Source organism: Bradyrhizobium centrosematis, assembly GCF_045571495.1.
GTDB lineage: Bacteria > Pseudomonadota > Alphaproteobacteria > Rhizobiales > Xanthobacteraceae > Bradyrhizobium > Bradyrhizobium centrosematis.
Genome location: NZ_CP120703.1, coordinates 5442288 through 5465984, shown reverse-complemented (window position 1 = coordinate 5465984; position 23697 = coordinate 5442288). Strand labels below are relative to the sequence as shown.

At 62.4% G+C, this 23697-nt stretch carries 16 protein-coding genes; 8 read left to right on the top strand and 8 right to left on the bottom strand.

Annotation, left to right across the window (positions count from 1 at the left end):
- Positions 1-4 precede the first annotated feature (4 nt).
- From soxX to P6U31_RS26040, 4 genes are all read right to left on the bottom strand, one after another.
- Positions 5-445 (bottom strand): sulfur oxidation c-type cytochrome SoxX, encoded by a 441-nt coding sequence (soxX, locus tag P6U31_RS26055; RefSeq protein ID WP_407189947.1) that lies wholly within the window; start codon positions 443-445, stop codon positions 5-7.
- Between the two features lie 196 nt (positions 446-641).
- Positions 642-1925 carry an FCSD flavin-binding domain-containing protein gene (locus tag P6U31_RS26050; protein ID WP_407184617.1) on the bottom strand — a complete coding sequence of 428 codons (1284 nt, stop codon included), beginning with the start codon at positions 1923-1925 and terminating at the stop codon, positions 642-644.
- Between the two features lie 46 nt (positions 1926-1971).
- A complete protein-coding gene (locus P6U31_RS26045) occupies positions 1972-4158 on the bottom strand; it encodes a molybdopterin cofactor-binding domain-containing protein (RefSeq protein ID WP_407184616.1) in 2187 nt (728 codons plus the stop codon).
- A gap of 13 nt (positions 4159-4171) precedes the next feature.
- Positions 4172-4621: a (2Fe-2S)-binding protein gene (locus tag P6U31_RS26040; protein ID WP_407184615.1), complete on the bottom strand. Its 450-nt coding sequence runs from the start codon at positions 4619-4621 to the stop codon at positions 4172-4174.
- Between the two features lie 314 nt (positions 4622-4935).
- Here P6U31_RS26040 and P6U31_RS26035 point away from each other — a divergent pair, with 314 nt between their 5' ends.
- On the top strand, positions 4936-6558 hold the full coding sequence (locus tag P6U31_RS26035; protein ID WP_407184614.1) for a B12-binding domain-containing radical SAM protein: 1623 nt from the start codon (positions 4936-4938) through the stop codon (positions 6556-6558).
- Positions 6559-6563: 5 nt separating this feature from the next.
- Here P6U31_RS26035 and P6U31_RS26030 read toward each other — a convergent pair whose 3' ends face one another.
- Positions 6564-7952 carry an MFS transporter gene (locus P6U31_RS26030; RefSeq protein WP_407184613.1) on the bottom strand — a complete coding sequence of 463 codons (1389 nt, stop codon included), beginning with the start codon at positions 7950-7952 and terminating at the stop codon, positions 6564-6566.
- Positions 7953-8123: 171 nt separating this feature from the next.
- Between P6U31_RS26030 and P6U31_RS26025 the strand changes: the two genes are divergently transcribed.
- Together P6U31_RS26025 and P6U31_RS26020 are read left to right on the top strand one after the other, a co-directional pair.
- Positions 8124-9185, top strand: coding sequence for an isocitrate/isopropylmalate dehydrogenase family protein (locus P6U31_RS26025; RefSeq protein WP_407184612.1), 1062 nt, complete (start codon positions 8124-8126; stop codon positions 9183-9185).
- A 217-nt stretch (positions 9186-9402) separates the two neighbouring features.
- A complete protein-coding gene (locus tag P6U31_RS26020; RefSeq protein ID WP_407184611.1) occupies positions 9403-9573 on the top strand; it encodes an RNA polymerase subunit sigma-70 in 171 nt (56 codons plus the stop codon).
- Positions 9574-10014: 441 nt separating this feature from the next.
- On the opposite strand, the gene P6U31_RS26015 is transcribed toward P6U31_RS26020, so the two are convergent.
- The 3 genes from P6U31_RS26015 to P6U31_RS26005 form a co-directional block, all read right to left on the bottom strand.
- Entirely contained in the window at positions 10015-10416 is a 402-nt protein-coding gene (locus P6U31_RS26015; RefSeq protein WP_407184610.1) for a response regulator, read from the bottom strand.
- A 15-nt stretch (positions 10417-10431) separates the two neighbouring features.
- Positions 10432-13548: a GAF domain-containing protein gene (locus tag P6U31_RS26010; RefSeq protein ID WP_407184609.1), complete on the bottom strand. Its 3117-nt coding sequence runs from the start codon at positions 13546-13548 to the stop codon at positions 10432-10434.
- Positions 13549-13688: 140 nt separating this feature from the next.
- A complete protein-coding gene (locus P6U31_RS26005) occupies positions 13689-15158 on the bottom strand; it encodes an MmgE/PrpD family protein (protein WP_407184608.1) in 1470 nt (489 codons plus the stop codon).
- Between the two features lie 667 nt (positions 15159-15825).
- Here P6U31_RS26005 and P6U31_RS26000 point away from each other — a divergent pair.
- The 5 genes from P6U31_RS26000 to P6U31_RS25980 all read left to right on the top strand — a co-directional run bounded on the left by P6U31_RS26000 (position 15826) and on the right by P6U31_RS25980 (position 23647).
- Positions 15826-17106, top strand: a complete 1281-nt coding sequence (locus P6U31_RS26000; RefSeq protein WP_407184607.1) for an HlyD family efflux transporter periplasmic adaptor subunit — start codon at positions 15826-15828, stop codon at positions 17104-17106.
- Positions 17107-17118: 12 nt separating this feature from the next.
- Positions 17119-19293, top strand: coding sequence for a glycosyltransferase family 2 protein (locus P6U31_RS25995; RefSeq protein WP_407184606.1), 2175 nt, complete (start codon positions 17119-17121; stop codon positions 19291-19293).
- Positions 19294-19574: 281 nt separating this feature from the next.
- Positions 19575-21479, top strand: a complete 1905-nt coding sequence (locus tag P6U31_RS25990) for a diguanylate cyclase domain-containing protein (RefSeq protein WP_407184605.1) — start codon at positions 19575-19577, stop codon at positions 21477-21479.
- Positions 21480-21972: 493 nt separating this feature from the next.
- Positions 21973-22200 (top strand): hypothetical protein, encoded by a 228-nt coding sequence (locus P6U31_RS25985; RefSeq protein WP_407184604.1) that lies wholly within the window; start codon positions 21973-21975, stop codon positions 22198-22200.
- A gap of 475 nt (positions 22201-22675) precedes the next feature.
- Entirely contained in the window at positions 22676-23647 is a 972-nt protein-coding gene (locus tag P6U31_RS25980; RefSeq protein WP_407184603.1) for an ABC transporter substrate-binding protein, read from the top strand.
- Positions 23648-23697: the final 50 nt, after the last annotated feature.

The following is a 23697-nucleotide window of genomic DNA, read 5'->3' as shown; positions in this document are numbered from 1 at the left end:
AGTCCTAGTCGCGCAGCGTTGCAAGAAAGGCCACGATGTCCTCGATCTCCTCAGCCGACAAGATCGGCTTGCCGGCAAAATTGCGTCCCACCCGCACGAGGCCATCGTTACGATAATAGGACGGCATGATGGTCTCGGGATTGAAGCGGGAGGCATCGACCAGTCGAAGCCGCAACTGGCTCACCGTCCATCGGTTCCCGGCGCCACTGAGATCGGGCGCAAGATCGCCCTGGAACCGCGTCTCCGGAAAAGGCCCGGAATGGCAGAGGATGCAGGTCGTCGTGCGCGCGAGCACCAGCGCGCGTCCGCGCGCGGCATCGCCGGGCGTGCCGGTAAGCGAGGCTGGAATGCCGTCGCCGACGATCGTGTAGGGCACGAGCTCGTTCGCTTTCGTATGTGAGGGTAGAGCGAGGCTCAGTACGATGAATGCCGCAATCCCCGCTATTGGATGGGACGGCTGAGATCGCCGCGCATTCCCCTTAGCTCTCCCGCTTGCGGGAGAGGTCGAGCCGAAGGCGAGGGTGAGGGCTTTCTCCTCCGGGGGAGTCCTTGTTGTTGAGATACCCTCTCCCCAACCCTCCCCCGCAAGCGGGGGAGGGAGCGCATCGTGGTCGTGGCGGCAGGCTCTTTCCATCATTGCGTTAGCCAAATGTGTCCGCTGTGAGAGCCTGAAACCAGCGCTCCGCCTCCGCGGCCTCGCGCGCCCGCAGTTCGCGCGGGGCATCGACGGGACTGGTGGTGCCGCCCTCGACCTCGGCGAAGATGTCGCCCTTGGGCTCGTATTGGCCGGTGAGCGAGAAGCCGTAACCGGGGGCGACGGTGTTGTAGCAGACACCCGTGAGCCGGGGCGGCTCCGGCCGGCGGCCCGCGAGCAAGGCGACAATCGCAGCGGCGCAGGCCTTGCCCTGGGCGCTCGCGGCCGCCGCGGATTTCGGAATGCCGCCGCCGAGGCAGGCATCGCCGATGACGTGGATGTTTTTGACGAGCTTCGATTCGAAGGTCACGGGATCAATCGGGCACCAGCCGGTCGCATCCGCAGCGCCCGCGGTCTCGGCGATGCGGCCGGCGCGCTGCGGCGGAATGACGTTGGCGACATCAGGCGTATAATTGCCGAACTCGGTGACGATGGTTCTGGTCGCGGCATCGACCGACGTGACGTGGCCGCCTTGCGACAGCGCGATGCGCTCGATCATGTCGCCGTAGAGTTCCTTCCACGCCTTCTCGAACAGCCGCTGCTGCGAAAAGCTATCCTTGGCGTCGAGGATCAGAACTTTCGAGCGCGGCTTGTTCGTCTTCAGATAATGCGCGATCAGGCTGGCGCGCTCGTAAGGCGCGGGCGGGCAGCGCGAGGGATTGGCCGGGATGGCGATGGCGACCGTGCCGCCGTCTTCCATCGCCGCCAATTGCCGGCGCAACAGCAAGGTCTGCGCGCCGGCCTTCCACCCATGCGGCATCTTCTGCGCTGTGGCCTCGTCATAGCCGGGCAGGGCTTCAAGGTGAAAGTCGATGCCGGGCGAGAGCACGAGGCGATCATAGGGCAGCGCAACGCCGTCGGCCGTCATGACGCTGCGCCGCTGCGGCTCGATCGTGGTCACGGCCTGGCCGATCACAGTGACGCCATCGGCGGCGATGTTGTCGTAGCCGAAGCGTTGCGCTTCGATGTCGCGCAGGCCCGCGATCACCTCGTTGCTGAAGGGACAGGAGGTGAAGACCGCGTTGGGCTCGATCAGGATGACCTGCAAGTCTGCTTGCGCGCGCTTCAGCGCGCGAGCGCAAGCCGCGCCGCCAAAGCCGCCGCCGACCACGACGACACGTCCCGTGGATTGCCCGCGCGAAATCGATGGCCGCGCCAGCGTCGCGGCCGCCATGGTGATGCCGAACACGGCATTCCGCCGTGTCATCGGGCGCGTGGTCATCGAGCGCATCTGAAAGGGCTGCGGCGGCAATTGCTCGTCGCCGCAGCATGTTGCTCTAGGCAAAGGTGATGTTCTGGTCGCGCAGCGGCACCGAGCGGATGCGCTTGCCGGTGGCGGCGAAGTACGCATTGAGCACCGCCGGCGCGGCGACGCCGATGGTCGGCTCGCCGACGCCGCCCCAGAACCCGCCGCTCGGCACCATCACCGACTCCACTTTCGGCATCTCGTTGATGCGCATCGAATTGTAGGTGTCGAAGTTGGTTTGCTCGATCTTGCCGTCCTTGACGGTGCAGCCGCCATAGAACAGCGCGGAAAGGCCATAGACGAAGGAGCCCGCGATCTGCCGCTCCACCTGCGCCGGATTGACGATGTAGCCGGGATCGGTGGAGGCGACGATGCGATGCACCTTGATCTTGTTGCCGTCGGTCACCGAGATTTCGGCGGCGCCGGCGACATAGCTGCCATAGCCCATGACCTGCGCAATGCCGCGATAGACGCCCTGCGGCGCCGGCTGGTCCCAGCCGATCTTCTCGGCGACTGCATTGAGCACCGCCAGATGCTTGGGATGGTTGCCCATCAGCTTGCGGCGGAATTCGAGCGGGTCCTGGCCTACGGCCTGGGCCAGCTCGTCCATGAAGCACTCCATGTAGATCGCGTTGTGATTGACGTTGACGCCGCGCCAGAAGCCCGGCGGGACGTGCGGGTTGCGCATCGCATGCTCGATCAACAGGTTCGGCACCGAATAGCCGAACGCGGCCTCGCCGGATTGGGCGACGCCCTGGAAGGCGGCCGGGTCCATGCCGTTCTGCAGCGCTTCGGGGCGGAGCGAGAACAGGATCGATTGCCCGGACAGGCGGTAGTGCAGCGCGACCAGATTGTCGTTGGCATCGAACGCACCGGTCATCTTGCACTGGGTGATCGGGTGATACCTGCCGTGCGCCATGTCCTCTTCGCGCGACCACAGCAGCTTGACCGGCGTGCCCGGCATCTGCTTGGCGATCATCACGGCCTGACGGACATAGTCAGTCTGGCCGCGCCGGCCGAAGCCGCCCCCGAGCATCACCTTGTGGACGTCGCACTTGTCCGAGGGCAGGCCGGAGGCTTCCAGCACCGCCGCGAATGCCGCTTCGCCGTTCTGCGTGCCGCACCAGACCTCGCACTTGTCCGCCGTGTAGAGCGCGGTGGCGTTCATCGGCTCCATGGTGGCATGGTTCTGGTAGGGATAGGAGTAGACGGCCTCGACCTTCTTGGCCGCGCTCGCAATCGCCGCCTTGGCATCACCGTTCTTGTTGCCGACATAGGCCGGCTGCGAATTGTCGAGGCCCTCTGCCAGCCATTTCGCAATTGACTCGCTGGAGACCTTGGCATTGTCGCCTTCGTCCCAGACGATCGGCAGCGCGTCCAGCGCGGTCTTGGCGTGCCACCACGTATCGGCGACCACGGCGACTGCGGTGTCGCCGACCCTGACGACCTTCTTGACGCCTTTCATGCCGGCGACCTTGGCTTCGTCGAAGCTCTTCAACTTGCCGCCGAACACCGGGCAGTCCTTGATCGCGGCGTTCAACATGCCCGGCAGCTTGACGTCGATTCCGTAGATCATGGCACCGTTGGTCTTGTCGACGGTATCGAGCCGCTTCACGCCCTTCCCGATCAGCTTCCAGTCTTTCGGGTCCTTCAGCTTGACCTCGGCCGGCGGCGTCAGTTTGGCCGCGGCTTCGGCGACCTTGCCGTAGGTTGTGGTCCGGCCCGACGGCGTATGGGTGATGACGCTGTTCGCGGCCGTGCACTCGGAGGCCGGCACCTTCCAGGCGTCGGCGGCGGCCTGGATCAGCATCACCCGTGCGGTGGCGCCGCCCTTGCGGACATAGTCCTGCGAGGAGCGGATGCCGCGGCTGCCGCCGGTGGAGAAATCGCCCCAGACGCGCTTGCGGACGACGCTCTGGCCGGGCGTCGGATATTCAGTCGTGACCTTGGTCCAGTCGCATTCGAGCTCCTCGGCGACGAGCTGGGCGAGGCCGGTGAGCGAGCCCTGGCCCATCTCGGAACGGGCGATACGGATCACGACGGTGTCGTCGGGCCTGACCACGACCCACGCGCCGATCTCAGGCGAGCCGTCGGCGGCGCGGACCACGGCGGGCCCGCCGAAGGGGATGTCGAGGCCGATGGCAAGACCGGCGCCGAGCGTGGCGCTGCCGATGACGAAGGCACGGCGGTTCATCGTGGGAGAAACATGCTTGTTCATGAGGGCGCCTCCTTTAAGCGCTGGCGATCGTGTGGATCGCTTCGCGCACCTGCTGGAAGGTGCCGCAGCGGCAGATATTGGTGATGGCCTCGTCGATATCGGCGTCGGTCGGTTTCGGCTTCTCATTCAGCAGCGCTGCCACCGCCATGATCATGCCGCTCTGGCAGTAGCCGCATTGCGGCACGTCCTGCGCGATCCAGGCCTCCTGCACCTTGTGCAGCGTATCGCCCGAGGCGAGTCCCTCGATCGTGGTGATCTTCTTGCCCTCGGCCTCGCTGACCGAGACCCCACAGGAGCGCATTGCCACGCCGTCGATGTGAACCGTGCAGGCGCCGCATTGTGCAATGCCGCAACCGTATTTGGTGCCGGTCAGGCCAGCATTCTCGCGGATCGCCCACAGCAGCGGCGTATCCGGCTCGACGTCGAGGGTGAAGGTTTTTCCGTTGATTGTTAGGTTTGCCATCGCAGTCCCCTGATTGGCCCAATCCACCGATTGAACTCAGGCGCGCAATGTGTCCGGCAAATTGGAACTGTTCAAATCAACAGTCCGCGGGGTGGCCGCTGAAAATTTTCGTCGCGTGGGAAGATCAGGGGCCGAGCGGTGTCACGGCCGAAGCCCGCCCCCGGGCGACGGGCAGGGTTCTCTCTCGCCGCCGATCGACCGCCTGAGGCGACGCCCGGCGCGTTCCCGGCGTTCCCATCCGCGATTTTGCCACCATTGTCGGGATGCAAGACGGCGATGCTTTGCTACACTGTAACGACGCCCTGAGGAGTTCCATGATCGTGCCGAGCCCCTGCAACGTGCTGATGCTTTATCCGCTATTCACGGCGGAATCGTTCTGGAGCTTTGGCGAATCCTGCAAGCTGATGGGCGTTCGGCGGCCCGCGGCTCCGCTCGGCCTGATCACCGTTGCCGCGATGCTGCCTTCGAATTGGACCGTCCGGCTGATCGACTGCAACACGCAGGCGTTCGGTGACGACGATCTCGCCTGGGCCGACGTCGTCTTCACCGGCGGCATGTTGCCGCAGCAAGCCGACACGCTGCGCCTGATCGACAAGTGCCGCGCGGCGGGCAAGCCGGTCGTCGTCGGCGGTCCCGATCCGACCTCGAGCCCGCACATCTATGAGAAGGCCGACTTCCAGGTGCTCGGCGAGGCCGAGGGCGTGATCGACGACTTCATTGCGGCTTGGGAGGGCGGAAAGCGGTCCGGCGTCTTTACCGCGCCGAAGTTCCAGGCCGACGTCACCAAGACGCCGGTGCCACGCTTCGACCTCTTGAAGTTCGAGGACTATCTCTATCTCGGTGTGCAATATTCCCGCGGCTGCCCGTTCACCTGCGAGTTCTGCGACATCATCGAGCTCTATGGACGCGTGCCCAGGACAAAGACGGCCGAGCAGATGTTCGTCGAGCTCGAGACGCTCTACAACATGGGTTACCGCGGCCATCTCGACTTCGTCGACGACAATTTCATCGGCAACAAGAAGTCGCTGCGCCAGTTCCTGCCGCAGCTCGCCGAATGGCAGCGCGCCCATGGTTATCCCTTCGAATTGTCGACCGAGGCGTCGGTCAATCTCGCCGACGATCCCGAACTCCTTGAGCTGATGGGCGCGGCCAATTTCTTCGGCATCTTCGTCGGCATCGAAAGCCCGGATCCCGCGACCCTGGTGGCGATGCGGAAGAAGCAGAACACGCGGCGCAACATCGCCGAGAGCATCCACAAGATCTACGCTGCCGGCATGCTGGTCACCGCCGGCTTCATCGTCGGCTTCGACAACGAGAAGGTCTCGATGGCGGACGCCATGGTCGACTTCATCGAGGAGGCCGCGATCCCCGTCGCCATGGTCGGGCTACTCTATGCCTTGCCGAACACGCAGCTGACGCGGCGGCTCGCCAAGGAGGGACGGCTGCACGCGGACCACGATCTGGCCTCGACCACGGGCGGCGATCAGTGCACGAGCGGAATCAATTTCGAGCCGGTGCGGCCGTTGCGCGATATCCTGATGGACTACAGGACCGTGCTGGAGCGCATCTACAGCCCGGCCGCCTACGCAAGCCGCGTCGATCGCCTGATGACTCTGCTCGACCGTTCCCGGCAGCGCCACGAACTCGCGGAGGGCGACATCCGTTCGCGGGTCGGCGCCATGGAGACCGTCCACCGCGTGATCACGGCCATTCCCGAAGCGCGCGGGCCGTTGTGGCAGACCTTCATGAACTGCGCCAAGCGCGATACCTCATCGGCGCGGATCGCGGTGCAGATGATCGCGGCCTATGCGCATCTCGGGCCGTTCTCGCGCAAGGTCATCGCTGCCATCGACGCGCGCCTTGCGGCGCTGGACGACGAGGCGGTCGTTCCGGCGGCCGCGACGATCGACGCCACCGTGGCTCGCCACCTGGCCTGAGCGGCCTACTTCACCGCCAGCCGCAGAAAACTCATCACGCTGCCGAGCGCGGCAAAGCCGGCGCCGAGCGCCAGCGCCAATGTTGCACCCTGGTGGCCGGCGAGGGCAAAGCAGGCCGCGGCAAGCGCGGCTCCCGTCGTCTGTCCCGTCAGGCGGGCGGTTGCGACGATGCCGGAGGCGCTGCCGCTGCGATGCGGCGGCGCGCTCGACATCACCGCCTTCATGTTCGGCGCCTGGAAGAAGCCGAACCCCATGCCGCAGATCACCATCCGCCAGATGATGTCGGCTATGGCGGGGTTGGCCGGCAGCGTCGCCAGCAGGGCCATGCCGAGCCCGAGCAGGACGAGGCCGATGCCGCCGAGCAGGCCGACGGCATAGCGGTCGGAGAGGCGCCCGGCGATCGGCGCCATGATGCCGACCACCAGCGGCCATGGCGTCATGAAGAAGCCGGTCTCGACCTGCGAGCGACCCAGCACGTCCTCGAAATAGAACGGCAGCGAGACGAAGGCGAGGCCCTGCACGGCGAAGGAGCACACGGCCGTTGCCGCCGACAGCGCGAACATCGGCCGGCTGAACAGGTCGATCGGCAGCATCGGCGCGGGATGATCGGCGTGCCGGCGGGTCAGGATGAAGCCGAACGCAAGCGCCGCAACCAGCTCGATGCCCACGGTGACCGGCGACAGATTATGCGCGGCGCTGCCGATGCCGATGATGAAGAGGCCGAGGCAGGCCGATGCCAGAACCGCGCCGAGAAAATCGAAGCCGTGATCGGCCCGCGGTGTCTTCGGCAGCATCGCAAAGCCGATGCCGATCGCGACGAGGCCGAAGGGGATGTTGACGGCGAACAGCCATGGCCACGGTCCGAGCGCGAGGATGGCCGACGCAATCGATGGCCCGAACGTGAACGCGGTGGCGACAACGAGCGCGTTGTGACCAAAACCACGGCCGAGCATGCGACCCGGATAGACGAAGCGCACCAGCGCGGTGTTGACGCTCATGATGCCGCTGGCACCCAGGCCCTGCAGCGTGCGCGCGATCAGGAGGCTGTCGAGCGACCACGCCACCGCGCAGAACAGCGAGGCGATGGTGAACAGGATCAGGCCGCCGAGATAGATGCGCTGGTGCCCGACGATCTCGCCGAGCGCGCCAAGCGGCAGCAGCGTCGCCACCAGCGCGATCTGGTAGACGTTGACCACCCAGACCGACTGCTCCGGGCTGACATGAAGATCGGCGGCAATCGCAGGCAGGGCGATGTTGGCGATCGCGGTGTCGAGCGAGGCCATCGCCAGCGCGGTGAAGATCGCGGCGATCGCCCAGCGCCGCCGCGCGGCCGGCAGGCCATCGGACGTGGTGTGGTCAGGCTCGCGCGCTGCGGCGGGTAACGTGATTGTCATTGCGTTCGCGCGTTGCTCCGGCGGGCGTGACGAAAGGGCCCTTCGGCATGTACTACGCCGGAGCCTGCTGCCACAGGCATATGCTTGCATGATGTGTATGCGCGAAGGCTGGGCGATGTCGTCTCGCGCCGGCGTATGATCGCGCCGACTGTTACAATGAGGGGAAGCGCCATGCACATCGTCGTTCTGCCCGGAGACGGCATCGGGCCCGAGATCACGACCGCGACATCGGGCGTGCTGCGCGCGGCCTCGGAGCGCTTCCAACTCAATCTGCGCCTCGAGGAGCACGCGGTCGGCCACGCCAGCCTGAAGCTGTCGGGCGCGACCGTGCGCCCCGAGCTGCTCGACATCGTTCGCGCCGCCGACGGCCTGATCCTCGGGCCGACCGCGACCTTCGACTTCAAGGACGAGGCGCATGGCGAGATCAACCCGTCCCGGCATTTTCGCAAGAACCTCGACCTCTACGCCAATATCCGGCCCGCGCGCACTTATGCGGGGCGGCCCGGTCGCATCGGTGACTTCGACCTCGTGGTGGTCCGCGAGAACACCGAGGGCTTTTACGCCGACCGCAACATGGAGCAGGGCAATGGCGAGCTGCTGGTTACGCCCGACGTGGTGATCTCGCTGCGAAGGATCACGCGGGCGTGCTGCGAGCGGATCGCGCACGCGGCCTGCCGCCTGGCGATGAAGCGGCGAAGGCACCTGACCGTCGTGCACAAGGCCAATGTGCTCAAGCTCGGCGACGGCATGTTCCTCGACATCTGCCGCGAGGCGGCGAAGGGCTATCCCGGTCTCGCGGTCGACGACATCCTGGTCGATGCCATGATGGCGCATGTGGTGCGCAGTCCGGATCGCTTCGACGTGATCGTCTCGACCAACATGTTCGGCGACATCCTGTCCGATCTCACCGCCGAGCTTTCGGGAAGCCTCGGCCTCGGCGGCTCGCTCAATGTCGGCGACCGCCACGCCATGGCGCAGGCCGCGCACGGCTCGGCGCCGGACATCGCAGGCCAGGACGTTGCCAACCCGGTCTCGCTGATCCTGTCGGCCGCGCTGCTGCTGGCCTGGCACGGCGAGAAGACCGGCGCCGTCCGCTATGAAGAGGCGGCGCGCGCGATCGAGGCTGCGGTTGCGAGGTCGATCGGCGAGGGCAGGGCGACGCGGGATGTCGGCGGCACGCTCGGCACCATCGCGGCGGGCGCAGCGGTTGCGGAGATCCTGCAGGCGGGGTGAGCTGGCGCTTTCCCCTGGAGGCCCGAGGCAAAAGTCGAAAAACAACCCCATGCACGGTAGAAGGCCCCTTGATTAATAAGGGATTTTCGAACCGTGCCATGACGGCGGCGCGCTCTGCCCCTGGAGCGGCCAATGCGTGCGGCAGCGCAATAGAGTCGTGATCGGCCCCAATCCGACTCTCTCCCCCTATAGTGAGGGCTGCTGATATGGAGAGAACATGAGCGTGCCGGAAATCATTCGACGGGCCATCGAAATCGGCGAAGGGAACGGCAAGATTACGTTCGGTGAACTGAATCAGCTGTGTGACGGCCGGTCACTCCACCCCAAAGACGTCGAGCGCATTCTCAACGCGCTGAGCGAAGCAGCAATTTGGATTGAAGGAGGCTAAGGTCCGCTTCCGGCGACATTTCAGCAGTTCGGCCACAAGACAGCTGGCGGCCCAAAGCGAACCTCTACAAGCCGCTCGTGATGGCATTGAAATGTTCGACAACAGCCTCCGCCAATGCGCTACACGAGGGTTACAGGCACAACTTCAGGCGACCATTCGGCCTTCAGATTGGCAAGTACCTCTTTGAACTGAGGCCGGGCCGTGGCCGCGATTGGCGAACCCTATTTGTCCGGGTTTGATCCCAATGAGGTTGCGAACGATCTAAGGTGTGTGGGGCTTGAATTGGTGCAGGATCTCGACGGAAAGGCAATGTGGGAGCGCTATGCGGGAGGCAGCGCCACCATCCGCCCACCGCCTGCCAGCTTGCACATAGTGCTCGCGCGCAAGAGTTAGCGCATCGGCAGTGCCAGTCGAGCCGCCGCTAATGGCCGGCTTGGGTCATTACCTACGGGAGTAGGCGGCCCGCCCCAGGTGCTGCTCGACCTCCTGGCGCAAGAGGTTGAAGTCGATGGGCTTAGGAATCAATCCGGCGGCCCCGAGTTCGGTCGCCCTCTTTCTGGTCCCATCGTCCCCATAAGCAGTAATCATAATTACAGGGACGTTCGGACGTTGTGCCTTGACCCGAGGAAGCATTTCAAGACCGCTCATTCCTGGCATATTGATGTCTGACAGGATCAAGATTAGCGACGGATCAGGAATCGCGTTCACCTGCTCCAAAGCGATCGGCGCCGACAGAGCGAATTCCATTACGAAGCGCCCCGATCTCAGGTCCCGTCGAAAATACTGCCGGAACATGCTTTCGACGTCGGGTTCGTCGTCTACGACAATAATATACACGCTCATTTCGATCTCCGGCCACTACTGCGCCGGTCCCCGACGCGGTAGCGTAATGATGAATTCCGTGAATGCTCCAGGTTCGGTATCTACTTCGATTGTACCGCCATGCTGTTTCACCACGATGTCGTGGCTCATGGACAGGCCAAGGCCGGTGCCCTCGCCGGCCGGCTTGGTGGTGAAGAACGGATTGAACATCTTTTCCTTGATCTCCGGCAGGATGCCCGTGCCGTTATCGCGGATCCGGATCTCAACCCTGTTGCCCAGGTTCTTCGTAACGGCACTCAGCGTCGGCTCAAAGGCGTCACCCGCTTTCTCCTTGCGCTTGGCCGCCGCATAGAAGCCGTTCGAGATCAGATTGAGGAAGACGCGGGTGATCTCCTGCGGATAGATGTCGAGCGTGCCGGCGGTCGGATCGAAATCGTGCTTCAGCGTGACGTTGAAGCCAGGCTTTTCGGCACGGGCACCGTGATATGCGAGGTTGAGGCTCTCCTCAACGATCGCGTTGATATCCGCGGCGCGATGCTCGCCCGCTCCTTCGCGCGAATGCAGCAGCATGTTCTTGACGATGGAATCGGCGCGCTTGCCGTGCTGGACGACCTTCTGCAGGTTGTCCTTTAAAAGACCTGTCAATTCATCGACTTCGTCGCGGATGCTACTGGTGAGACTGGCGGACTTCAGAATATCGTTGAGCTCGTCCGTCAGTTCCGATGAGAGTGCGGCGAAGTTGTTGACGAAATTGAGCGGGTTCTTGATCTCATGCGCAATGCCAGCGGTGAGCTGGCCAAGTGAGGCGAGCTTTTCGGTCTGGATGAGCCGGTCCTGTGCGGTGCGGAGCTCGTCGAGGGAGGCGACAAGTTCTTTAGTGCGGGCCTGCACCTCGTCGAAGAGGCGCGCATTCTCGATCGCGATCACGGCCTGGTCGGCGAAACTCGTGACGAGTTCAATCTGCTTTTCGCTGAACGGCCGGACTTCGCGTCGTGCGAGGATAATCGCACCGACCGGGCTGCCTTCCCGCAGCAATGGCACCCCAAGAAAGGTGCGCGGATTGCCGCTTAATTCCTGCCCTTCAAAGAAGTAGTCAGGGTCTTCGAGCACATCGATAACATGGACCACCCCGTCGCCGAGTAAAGTCCGGCCCGTGATGGTACGCTTGTCGGCCCGGACCGGGAGATCTCTTACATATTCGGCGAATTGGACTGGAAAGCCGTACGAACCGGCGCGGAAATAAACGTTGCCAGTCTTGCGGGTTATCGCCGCCATATCGGCCTCGCATAGTCGAGCCGCCGATTCAACTAGCGTATTGAGCACGGCCTGCAAGTCGAAGGCCGAACGACTGATCACCTTGAGCACATCCGCTGTCGCCGTTTGTTGTTGCAGCGACTCGCTCAAATCCTCGGTGCGCTCTCGCAATTCCCTGAGCAACCGAGTGTTCTCGATGGCGATGACTGCCTGGGCAGCAAATTGCTGCAGGAGCGCGATCTGCTTTTCGGAAAACCGCCGGTTCTCCTGTCGGAAGATCATGACGTTGCCTACGACACGTTCGTCTTTCACAAGCGGCACCGCTAGTAGGCAGCGTGCGCCCCCGAGATCGACCAGCGCCCGACGGTTGGAGTCTCCGGTGCGATAGGCGTCCGACTCGAGCAGGTCCGCGATTTCGACGAACGCTTCACCTTCTAAGAGGCGCGCGGGCGCGGTGGCCGGACCGTAATTGAGGGGTTGCTTGCGCCGGGACTCATCGTAAGCGGCGGGCAGGCCAAAAGTGGCCGCTGTATGGAATTGCCGGCCATCGTAGGTGTTGAGCACGCCAAAACTGGCGTCGCAGAGCTGCATCGCCTTGCTCAGCATCGCGTCGAACACCGGGGTGAGATCGCCGGCCGATCGACTGATGACGCTCAGCACTTCCGATGTCGCGGTCTGCTGCTCCAGCAATTCAGTCAACTCCTGCGTCCGCGCCTGCACCTCCTCGAACAGGTGGACATTACCGATGGCGATCACCGCCTGGTCAGCGAAGGTTTGCAGCAAGGCAATCTGCTTATCGCTGAACGGATGGACCTCCGCTCGACGTAGCACGATCGCACCGATGCCTTCGCCATCCCGCAGCAGCGGCGCGCCAAGGAGTGTGCGGCAACCATCGGCACGCGACATTTCGTGCGCTTTCGCAAAGTCCGAACCTTCGTCGGAAAGCACGTCGTGCACGTGTACCGGGCGCCTGTCGGCCACAGCACGGCCCGAGATCGACGCCCGGTCGTTGGACCAGCGCTGCTGACTCATCGAAATCGGGCCGTGGTGGGCGCCGAGGCGCAGTTCGCCGCCCTCCTTCAACACCACGACAGCATCATAGGCATCGCAGAGCTCGCAGGCACTTTCAACGATGGCGCTAAGAACCGGCCCGACATCGGTGGGCGAGGAGGCGATGACGCGGAGGATGTCGGCGCTACCTGTCTGGTGCTGCAGCGCTTCGCTGAGATCATTTGTACGCTGGCGCAGTTCCTTTAATAGCCTTGCGTTCTCCATCGCAATGACCGCTTGGGCTGCGAAATTCCGGACCAGTTCGATCTGCTTGCTTCCAAAAGGGCGGACCTCGCGGCGATAGATGGCGAAGGCACCAACCAGTTCATCATTCTTGAGCATTGGTACAAGGAGAAGGGTGCGCGCTCCGGCGGCGTCGACAAGCTCGCAGAATCGTGGGTCGCGATCGATGTAGCTTGGCTCGTTTCTGACGTCTGCAATGTGAACAATCTCTTTCGTGCGAATGACCCGGTTTAAGGGAACATCCGGATGGGAGTGATGGACCACCCCGCCACGACGTCTCGCCTCAGCATAGGCTGGCGGCGCGCCATGTAGCGCAGCCGTGGCAAAATCCTTGCCATTATAAAGGAACAAATTTCCGAACTCGGCTTGGCAAAGCTGGAGCGCCTTGTCGACCATTGCGTCGAATACCGGTTCCAAATTGCCGGCCGATGAATTGATGACCCGCAGCACTTCGGCGGTGGCTTTCTCCCGCTCGAGCGCCTCGTCGCGCTCACGTCTTAAGCGTCTTTGCTGGTCACCGGGCATCGCTTTGGATGAGCCTTGCCTCGTCGGCGTGTCGCGCGTCGATTTGCCTGTCTTGCTGTCCGCGTTTACGCGCCGCTTCATTGTGGTCCCCAGTGCCGGTCCATGGCGATCCTAACCGCTGAGGCCAACACGCTGGAAGCTCTCATCGCAGCGCAGCAAAGTTTGCCCCCCTTCCGTGCTGGTGGCAAAAGCGGAGTCCTGCTATTCGGGACCAAACGCGATTACCTCGGATTCTGTTTTCCCGGTCCTCCAAGCGCGCGGGTCAATTCCCTGACGTCACTTAGATGTTCGATATCGTTGACCAGCGACATGACATGCTGCGCGCCAGCCTTGCCGACCACAGGGACGGCAAAGTTCAGGAACTTGTGCTCGAGCGAAGAATCCGACATCGGGCGTTGAGCGTCCCCCTCGGCAACTTCGACCGTCTCGCGTAAGGATTGGCCATCCGCAAGGATAATCTCGACGCTTGCGCCGCGCCCCTTCGGTAGCTTCGCGATGAGTTGCTCTGACGGCTTCACCGATATTTTTTCAACGAGGGCGCTCACGTCCTGTCTCCGCCAGCGGTCCTTCTCGAATTGTGAAACTGTCACATCGCCATCCAGGAGGCCCATGGCGAAACAAACAGGAAGGCTGTGATCGGCGGTTCCTTTTGTCTGCGGCCGGAATTTGGCTGGATCTGCAACGCGCTCGATGATCCCGGGATAAGTTTCGACCGTGATTGAGCGGATGTCTTCGGTTCGACCCTTTATCCTATTGCTCAGCAACACGGCAGCCTCGGTCACGGCCTGCAACTCGATCTGAACGGGAAAGCTTTTGAATGCAACACGGGGCAAGCGGTATCCCGCAGGCTCGAGGTCGACGGTAAAGCCTGCCTTGGCAGGTTTCATTTTTGACGCAAGCCATTCCAACGTGCCGGTAGGGCCTGTAAAGCCCTGAGCTGCGAGTCGAGTTGCAAAGACCCCGTCGGCCGCGGTTGCCGCGAGCCCCATCGCCTTCATCATGCTAATCGCGCCGCTGTTGACGACAAAACTCGTGAAACCGCGCGCGCCGGAAATTCCGACCGCATTCGCAATCGCCTCCTTCGGCAAATCCCATATCTTGCCTGCTATCAGAGGGATGCCGTACGAGGCGGCGCACAGGGGGTGGAAGCCCCGTTCGATGAACGAAATTGCATCGTTGACCCGCATGCTGGCCTCGTAGCCAGCGACCATCGCTTCGATGAGATCGGGGCCACTGCGCCCCTTATCTTCGCAGAGCGCGAGCGCGGTTGGCAGCACCTCGCTCGGGTGAAGCGGCTCGGTGCCGATATAGGTGTCGTTCATGTCGAGGGAACGGACGAGCACACCATTGACGAAGAGCGCGCCCTCGATGGTCGCGGGTCGCGGATAGCCGATAATTGTCACGGTGCTGCCGTCGCCAAAGGTGTTTCGGATGGTGCTCTCGGCGATGTTAGCAGGTTCCGACCCTACAGCACCAAACGCGCAGCCGAGCGTGTCCAGCAGCACGCGCTTGACCGAAGCAACCACATCTTGCGGTAGCTTGTCGTATTTAATCGACAGAGCAAATTCTGCAAATCTCTGCTCAAGCGGCGTTTTCTGGTCGCTGCTGTCACCGGCGGCAAATGCCGGAGTCACCAAATGAGAGCTCTCCAGCCAGAAGCTGCTCGAAGCGAGACTTGCTGGAAAAGCCATTGCGGCTCGGCGCAAAAAACAACGGCGATTCATCAATGCCCCCTTTTATAAAAATGCAGAGACAGCGATCAGCAATGAGAAAATTGTCGTCGAAATATCCGGACGGCACGGACGTGACGCGAAGGGGCTTGCATTTGTCCGCAAGCGAGAGGGCAGTATGGTCAAAAGAGTCAGTTTTCGAAAGCCCAAATGTCCGCTTCGGGTCAACAGCGACGTTTCTGGGCGCGTCCGGGCACTTCCAGTTTGGCCTCAAATGCCGACGTGCCGGGCACCGACGCGATCTTCGCCTACGGGCCCAATACCAGACTTTTCAGTACCTGGAAGGGGCGCCCGTCATCGGCAAATTCAATGTTCTGCCAGACGGGAGGAGATCGCCATGACAGGCGCGCCAACTTCAGGCCGGGACAAACTGGCATCTGATTTCAGGTCGGGGGCCGTAATCGTCCGGTTTTGACTCGGCGTAACCTGATGTGGTGGAAGCTAGGTACACTTCTCTCGGTTGTGAAGACGAGTCTGCCGTCGCGGCGAATCCTGATTTCGACTAGCAGAAATGCTGTCGAGTTGCTCAGTGCCTCGAGGCGCGGATCTCATCCCAACGCTCGAGCCCGCGGCGATCGGCTTGCGCTTCGGGCAGACGCAGCGACCAAGCCCCAGCGGAGATCCAGTCGTGGTTCGCTTGCATGTAGAACGTTTCATTCGCAGCCGGGTTGTTCGCCGATCCCTGGCGCTCGGAATCATCGCTCTGGGCGGATGGGCGCTGTTACCGTATGCGACCTACCGAATCGCTCCTTCCGCATTTGTCAACGCCGAGCTCATGCGGGTGACCGCACCGATCGCGGGTCAGCTCTCGCCTGATCTTCCACGCAAGGGCGAATATTTCCAGCGCACCCGGGTGGTGCCGCTGGTCGAGGCGCGTTCGCCGGATCGCCGGCACCTCATGGATCTTGATCAGCAGCTTGCCGTGTCAACCAAGCGCGCCGAGCTGGCAAGCCGGCAACTGGAGGAAATCGCCGAGCTCGATCGCAAGCTCCGCGAGCGCAGCGAGGACTATCGTTTGGGGATGGTCGCGCGCCTGAGCCACGAGATCGGCGAAACGGAAGTTGAAAAAGGCGGCTGTCTCGCCGAGGCGCGGCAGCGCAACGATGTCGCGGGCCGGATGGAGAGGCTCGTGAAGCTCGGCATCAGTTCGCAGATCCGCTCCGGTGAGGCCCAAGCCTCGCAGGAGGCAACCGCAACGCGCTGCCAGATGGCCGACGAACGCCTGCGGCGCCTCAGGACCGAGTTGGGGGCGGCCGAGAAGGGCATCTATCTTCGCGGCGATGCCAATGACGTGCCCTATTCCCAGCAGCAACGCGAGCGACTTGTTCTCCGCCGCCAGGAGCTCGAGACAGACCAATTGCAAAACAGCTCACGCTCCGCGCAGCTGGCCGCCGAAATCGCAGAGGAGCGCGCTCGGCTCGGTCGTCTCGATCACTACGATCTGTCCTTGCCCGCCGCTCATGTGGTCTGGTCGGTCGCGGCGAGCCCAGGCTCTATGGTGACGGAAGGGCAATCGGTCTTCGATTTTGCAGATTGCGAACGCCGATTCATCGTTGTTGAACTGCCCGAGCGCGATTTCGAGAAGATCAAGGCCGGAGATGCAGCCACCGTCCGCCTGATTGGGAGCCGCGAATGGAAAACCGGCCAGGTCCGGCAGGTCCGCGGTTCGGCAGCATACGGCGATGATCGACTGCTTGCGGCTCGGGTGCCGCGGCCCGATCCGGGCAGCATTACCGTCGAGATATCGCTTCCGCCGAATGGGACGCCGGCCAACAGCAACGGCTCCTGCGATATCGGACGGTTGGCTGAAGTGCGCTTCGAGCGCAGAGTCGACGGCCTGCTCCGATTGGTCAGCTCGAAATTGAAATGGTTGACCGCTCGCCTGGAGCTTGACCAGTCGTCCCTGTGAGCGAGACGTTCCATGCAGGCTATGACTCTGCCTTTCTCTCAGCTGTTCGCGCCGATGCTGGTCAGCTTTGCCGCGATGTACCTGTTGGCGCCGACCTTTCCAGTCGCGCGCCTTTGGGTACGTGTCGCGGTTTTTGCCGTAGTTTGGCTTGTGGTCGCCCGCTATCTCGAATGGCGTATTTTCTCCACCGTGCTGCCGGCGAGCGGGACCTGGTATCAGGTTGGCTGGATCTGGTTCTGTCTCTTCGTCGAGCTTTTGACCTTCACGGATCAGTTCATTCTCTATCTGACTTTTCTTCGCAGGACTGATCGCCGCAGTGAAGCCGATCAGCACGAACGTCGGCTTCGCAGCCTGCCGGCTGACGAACTGCCCTCGGTCGACGTCCTTATTCCGACCTATGACGAGCCATTCGAGGTGCTGGAAAAGACGATCACCGGCGCGCTCTGCCTGGACTATCCAAACTTCCAGATCTGGGTCCTGGATGAGGGTCGGAGGCCTTGGCTGAAGGAGCTCTGCGAGCAAAAGGGCGCCGGCTATCTCACCCGCGCCGACAACGCGAATGCCAAGGCCGGCAATATCAATCATGCCCTGACGAAGACAAGTGGCGAGTTCTTCGCGATCTTTGATGCGGACTTCGTACCGCAGCGCAATTTCCTGATGCGCACAATGGGCTTCTTCGCCGATCCAAAGATAGGGATCGTTCAGATCCCGCACACCTTCTACAATGAGGACCCGATGCAGGCCAATCTCGGCCTGCACAGGGGGCTGCCGGACGAACAACGGTTCTTCTTCGATTCCATCATGCCCGCGCGCGACGGCTGGGATGGAGCCTTCTGTTGTGGTTCCAACTCCGTCACACGGCGTGGAGCACTCCGGGCAGTCGGAGATGCCTTGCCGACCCAGTCCATTACGGAAGACATCCTGCTGACGCTGGTCCTGCTACGCAAAGGGTACATAACCCGATATCTTCGCGAGCCGCTGGCGATCGGCTTGGCGCCAGAAAGCCTAGATGCCTTTTTCGTGCAGCGGCAACGCTGGGCGCGTGGCGCGATCCAGACGCTGTATCTTGCTGCCGGCCCGCTCGGTCCCGGACTGGGCTTGATGCAACGGCTCCTCTTCTTTCCTACGCATTGGCTCTCAATGGGCCTGCGCGCGCTCGCGGTCGTGGTGGTTCCGATCGTGTTCATGTGGACTGGGCTGGCGCCTGTCGTCGACGTCACCCCTGAGTCGGTCTTCTACTATTTGTTTCCCGCGATCCTGGCGCTCAACGGCGGCGTCTCCTGGTTCGCGCCGCACGAACATTTTCCGCTCGCCGCTCAGGTCTCGGCGACGATCCAAAGCTTCAAGCTCCTGCCGACGGTGCTCGGGACTCTCGTCAAGCCGAAGGGACATGCATTCAGGGTGACGCCCAAGGGTGCTGCAGCGCGGTGCTCAAGCTACGCCGCGGACATATTCTGGCCGTCGGCGGCTCTCATAGCGCTGACCGTTATCGGTCTGGTCCTGAACACCATCCCGGAATGGCGGATCATCGATCATCCGGCCGCATTGCCGATGGTCGCCTTCTGGTCGGTCGTGAACATCGTCGTGCTCTTTTTCGTCTGCATGACCTCGCTGCAGGCGCGGATGGGGCGTTCCGAGGAACGTTTCGATGTCGACGAATCGGTCTTGATCGAGACTGAGGCCGGCGAGCGATTTTCCGGGCGCGTGAGCAACATCTCCCTCTCCGGCGCCGGCGTCCTCCTCGGTTCCAGCATTGACGGTCCTCGTCCCGGAGAGCCGCTGCGCATGCACATCATGCAGGTGGGCTGGGTCGATGCGATGATTGTGCAACAAAGAGGCCAGCTCATCGGAGTGCAGTTCAAATTGCCGCAATCGCTTGAACGAGACCTGCTGATCCGCAAGCTCTTTACCGTCGCCCGTCTGAAGGCGAACGGTGCCGTCGCGTGCTCGGTGAACCGGGCGATGCTCAAGAACATCTGGTCGATGGCCGCGCCGTTGCCTCAAATTGCTAAAAACGGCGCCAAGTCCGCAACGCTTCTGCCGGCTGAGCGTCTGCCGGCAGAGAGCCTGCTCATTCGACCTCAACCGCGGATCGACGATTTGGCGCGCCTTGCCGGAGTTCGAAGCGGGCATCCGGCAAGTTTCACTGAATCCGGCTTTGGCCCGCTAGCCGGCACGGTGCTCTAAGCTAAAGCGCGATGGCTTTAGGTGGAATCGACATCGCGCATTAGCTCTCGGCTCGAGCATTATCTTTTCGGAAACAGCGGCGCACTTTTCCGAATCATGCTTGGGCCATCAAGCCGAGCCGATTGCTGTTGCTCCGTCGACCGCTCCGCGAGCTGGTCGGTTGAGCGCAACTCCTTTGTGAATGCCGTCAGTCTCCTTCTAGGTTCTGCCACAAACCTGGATCGAAATAAGCAAGCCTGTCTTACCCAAGGCTCTGGGGTTGCAGGGGTGGAGGGAACATCTTGATCGATCACGGCAGCGATCTCCGCCAAGCGCGTTTGACGTTCTGGACCTCGCTATTTGTGGCGGTCGCCTGCATCGCGATTGTCGCGCTCAGCGGCTGGCGCGAGTGGTCCTCGCGACTGACGGTGCTGAAGAGCTCCGAAACGGATATGGCCAATCTGGCTCGATCGGTGACGCAGCACGCCGACGACACGTTCGAACTCGCGGACACCGTTCTAAACGTGTTGGTTGCTCAACTCGAACTCGAAGGAATCAGCCCAGCGGCAATCGGCAAGATTCAGACCTTGCTGACGCGACGCAAAGCCGCGAACCGGATCCGTGCCGTGTTCGTCTATGACGAAACGGGCCGCTGGCTTGCAACCAGCGAGTCCATGGATTTCGCCGGTCTCAACAACAGCGACCGAGACTATTTCCAGCATCATCGTGCCGTGGCCGAACGAGGAACCTTCATTGGGCATCCGGTGAAGAGCAGGTCGGGCGGACAATGGATCATCACCGCGTCAAGGCGCTTCAATCATCCTGACGGCCGTTTTGCCGGAGTTGCCCTTGCAACGATCGATGTCGACTATTTTCTGCAGTTTTATCGCGGATTCGACGTTGGCCAGAACGGCTCGATTGCACTGACGGCCACTGATGGCGTTGTCCTGGCACGGAGCCCGGACAACGGATATACGGGCCGCGATTTATCGAGTGCTCCGCTCTTCAAGGAAATCGGCGAGCGGCCGGCTGCCGGTGCCTACTACTTCACGTCGCCGCTCGACGGCGTCCGGCGCCTGAGCTTTTATCAGCTCAGCCGTCGCTACCCTGTTCTCGTGGTTGCCACGGAATCGGAAGATGACGTCCTGGCCCCCTGGCGCGGCGCCGCGCTAACACGCATCACTGCGGTACTGGGGCTGACATGTGGGCTCGCCGTCGCGGGTCTCCTGCTGGTTCATCAGTTGCACCAGCGGCAAAAGATGGCCGCAGCTCTGGTAGCCAAGGAGGCCGACTTTCGCCTCCTCGCGGAGGCGTCGGGAGACATGGTCATGCGCATAGGGGTCGATGGACAGATCCTCTATGCGTCACCGTCCAGCGCTCGAATTCTCGGCTGGGCTCCGAACGAGTTGGTGCATACGTCAGCCCTCGCCGGCATAAATCCCGCGGATCTGGCACGGGTCGAGCACACGATCTCCGCGTTGAAGAACGGCGAAGCCGAGGAGGCAAGGCTCGCGTATCGCACCCGTCATCGCGAGAAAGGAGAAATCTGGATCGAAGCGGCGCTGCGCATCACCAGGAGTCCACAGTGCGGCGACATCAACGGCGTGGTGGCGATCTCGCGCGACGTGACCGAGCATAAGGATCTTGAGAAAAAGCTGGCGGCTCTCGCCATTTCGGATGGCCTGACGGCGTTGGCGAACCGCAGACATTTCGACGAGCGGCTCGAGACGGAATGGGATCGGGCGAGGCGCGAAGGAACACCCTTGTCGCTGTTGCTGATGGATGTCGATCATTTCAAGGGATTCAATGACCAGTACGGTCATCAGGCCGGCGATGCGTGTCTCCGCTCAATCGCCAGGATCCTGGTGGAGCAGGCCAGACGCCCGGCAGACGTGGCGGCTCGGTACGGTGGTGAGGAATTCGCCTTGCTGTTGCCGAACACAGATGCTGAAGGTTGCGAGCAGGTCGGCGAACGAATCCGGCGGGCGATTCAGGAACTCGGCATCCTGCATGCGCTCAACCCGCCATCCAAGCAAGTCACCGTGAGCATTGGCGGCGCAACGCATGTTCCGCCAACGGACAAGGCGGATTGCACGTCATTGGTCGCCGCTGCTGACAAGGCGCTCTACGCCGCCAAAGAGAGCGGGCGCAACCGCATCGTGATGTCGGGGCAAGTCGTGGCGTGGCCCGGTTCGATACGGGCTTGAAGTGGCATTCGAGCGAAGTGCTTTTGGATCGCGACGGGATCGGTCGTGAGGTCGTAGGGTGACCTCAATTCCTAAACGCCGCGATGAACTGCGAGGATTTCAATCTCCTGAGCGGCAATGCGTCCGCATTTGCATAGTTTATTGCGGCGACGTTTCGGCCGGGTAGTCTCTTCCCATGGAACGAGAACTCCGACGCCTCGAACGGAACGCCCGCCATCAAGCAGCTCTGTCTGCTGACGAGCGCACAAGGGCGGCCTTGCTCGAAATCGCGGAGGAGTACCGGTTACGCGCCGATGACCTCGAGGCCCAAAGCGGCAAACCGACTGAGGCAGGAGGTCGAAAGGGCTCGTAATCGCGCTCTTTGGCACTCTCGGGGGATTGACTGCCAAGCCGATGAGGAACAGCGTTGTTCCATCATCGCCCGGTTCGTGGCTTCTATCGGTGACTGAGAGACCAATTGTGCTCCCGCCTACTCAAACAGGGGGCAACGGTCATGCCGATTTCACGGCTGATTGCGAACATCGATCTCACCCGCGAACAAGAGCACGTTCTTGAACTGGCCTTCAACCACGCCCTACGCAAGCTCGATTTGATCGGCCGAAGTGATCCGCTCTGTGATCTCGTTGCCAAGAGGATGATCGAAATTCACATGCGCGGCGTTACTGATGCCGTCGCTCTTGCCGAGATGACAGTCCGGGAAATCAAGGTAGCGAAACAGTAACAGCGCCCCTGGTCATGCGTGCTGGGTCAGTCAAGCAAGGCATTATTCGCAGTCGAAAAAAGTGGTCGGTGTTGGCGCGAAGCTGACATCAGCAACGATTCATGAAGACGTCGTTCTAGACCAAGCCTTGCGTCGCAAGATTCTCCTTGGTCCGACCGAAGTTACGACCCGACGTTACGACCAGCCTTGACCTGATCCTCGTCGTCCCACGCGACGTTGTTGAGGTCCAGGTAGCTCGAAACCGGCCGAGCCAGCGGCAGTCATCAAGTTGACCGGTCCAGCAAAATACTGGCAGGATGCCGATATGGCGGCGATCCGGAAACACACTGGTGCGCTCCTGAATGCGTGATGCTGCATGCAGCAGCGAAGCGCGTATGGGCTGGCCTAGGGGAGCGGTGACGCTGGGTATCGGCTGATGGCGATGCCGCTGCCCGAGACTGCAGCACAACGATCGTCGTCAAGGCAGGAGAGGTCAGTGAAAAGGCGGGCAGTCGTTTTGGGAGGCGCGGCGGCGCTGTTATGGCGCGGGGCGGGCGCCCAGACGCGCGGCGGACCGCCGTCCCGGCTTGGCATTCTACGCTACGGAGGACCGTCGAGCGACGAGACCCTTGAGCCGTTTCTCGCAGGCATGAGCGCGCTTGGCTATGCGGAGGGGAAGACGGTCTCCTACGATTATCGTCATGCCGACAATGACGGGCAGCGGCTCGCCGCTCTCGCCGCCGAGCTCGCTGCGACCAAGCCCACCATCATGATGGCTTTCGGAGGCGATATCGCGCCCTATGTGCGGGATGCAGCGAAGAACCTGCCGATCGTATTCTCGGTCAGTGCCGACCCCGTCAAGCTCGGACTGGTGGCGAGCCTGAGCCGGCCGCAGCGCAACGCGACCGGCGTGACGTTCCTGCATGACGAACTCGGCTCGAAGCGGCTGCAGCTCCTGAAGGAGGCCGTGCCGCGCATCTCCCATGTCGCATTCCTGTGGAATCCCAACCATCTCGACAATGAGCTCGAAGATACGCAACGGGCGGCCCAGCAATTGGGAGTGAAGCTGCTGTCGCTGCCGGTTCGAACGGTCGACGAGCTTGCGCCGGCTCTCGACAAGGCCACGGCGGCCCAGGTCGATTCAGTCTACGTCGTCACGTCGACGCTGATGATAAACCTGATGCCGCGCATCGTCGGCTATGCAGACGAGCGTCGGTTGCCGCTGATCGGCGGTTGGGGCGCCTGGGCCTCCGGCGGCGGGCTGATGTCCTACGGACCCGACGTCAACGTGATGGTGAGACGCACGGCGGCGTATGTCGACAGGATCCTGAAGGGAGCGCAGCCGTCCGAGCTGCCGGTCGAGCGGCCCACCAAATTCCTGCTGACCATCAACTTGAAGGCGGCCAAGGCGCTCGGCCTGATAGTCCCTGAGAGTTTTCTGATCGGTGCCGATCAAGTGATGGACTGACGCGCCGCTTGCGTTCGAGCCAGGGCGGACGTGTCTCGCAGAATGTGTGG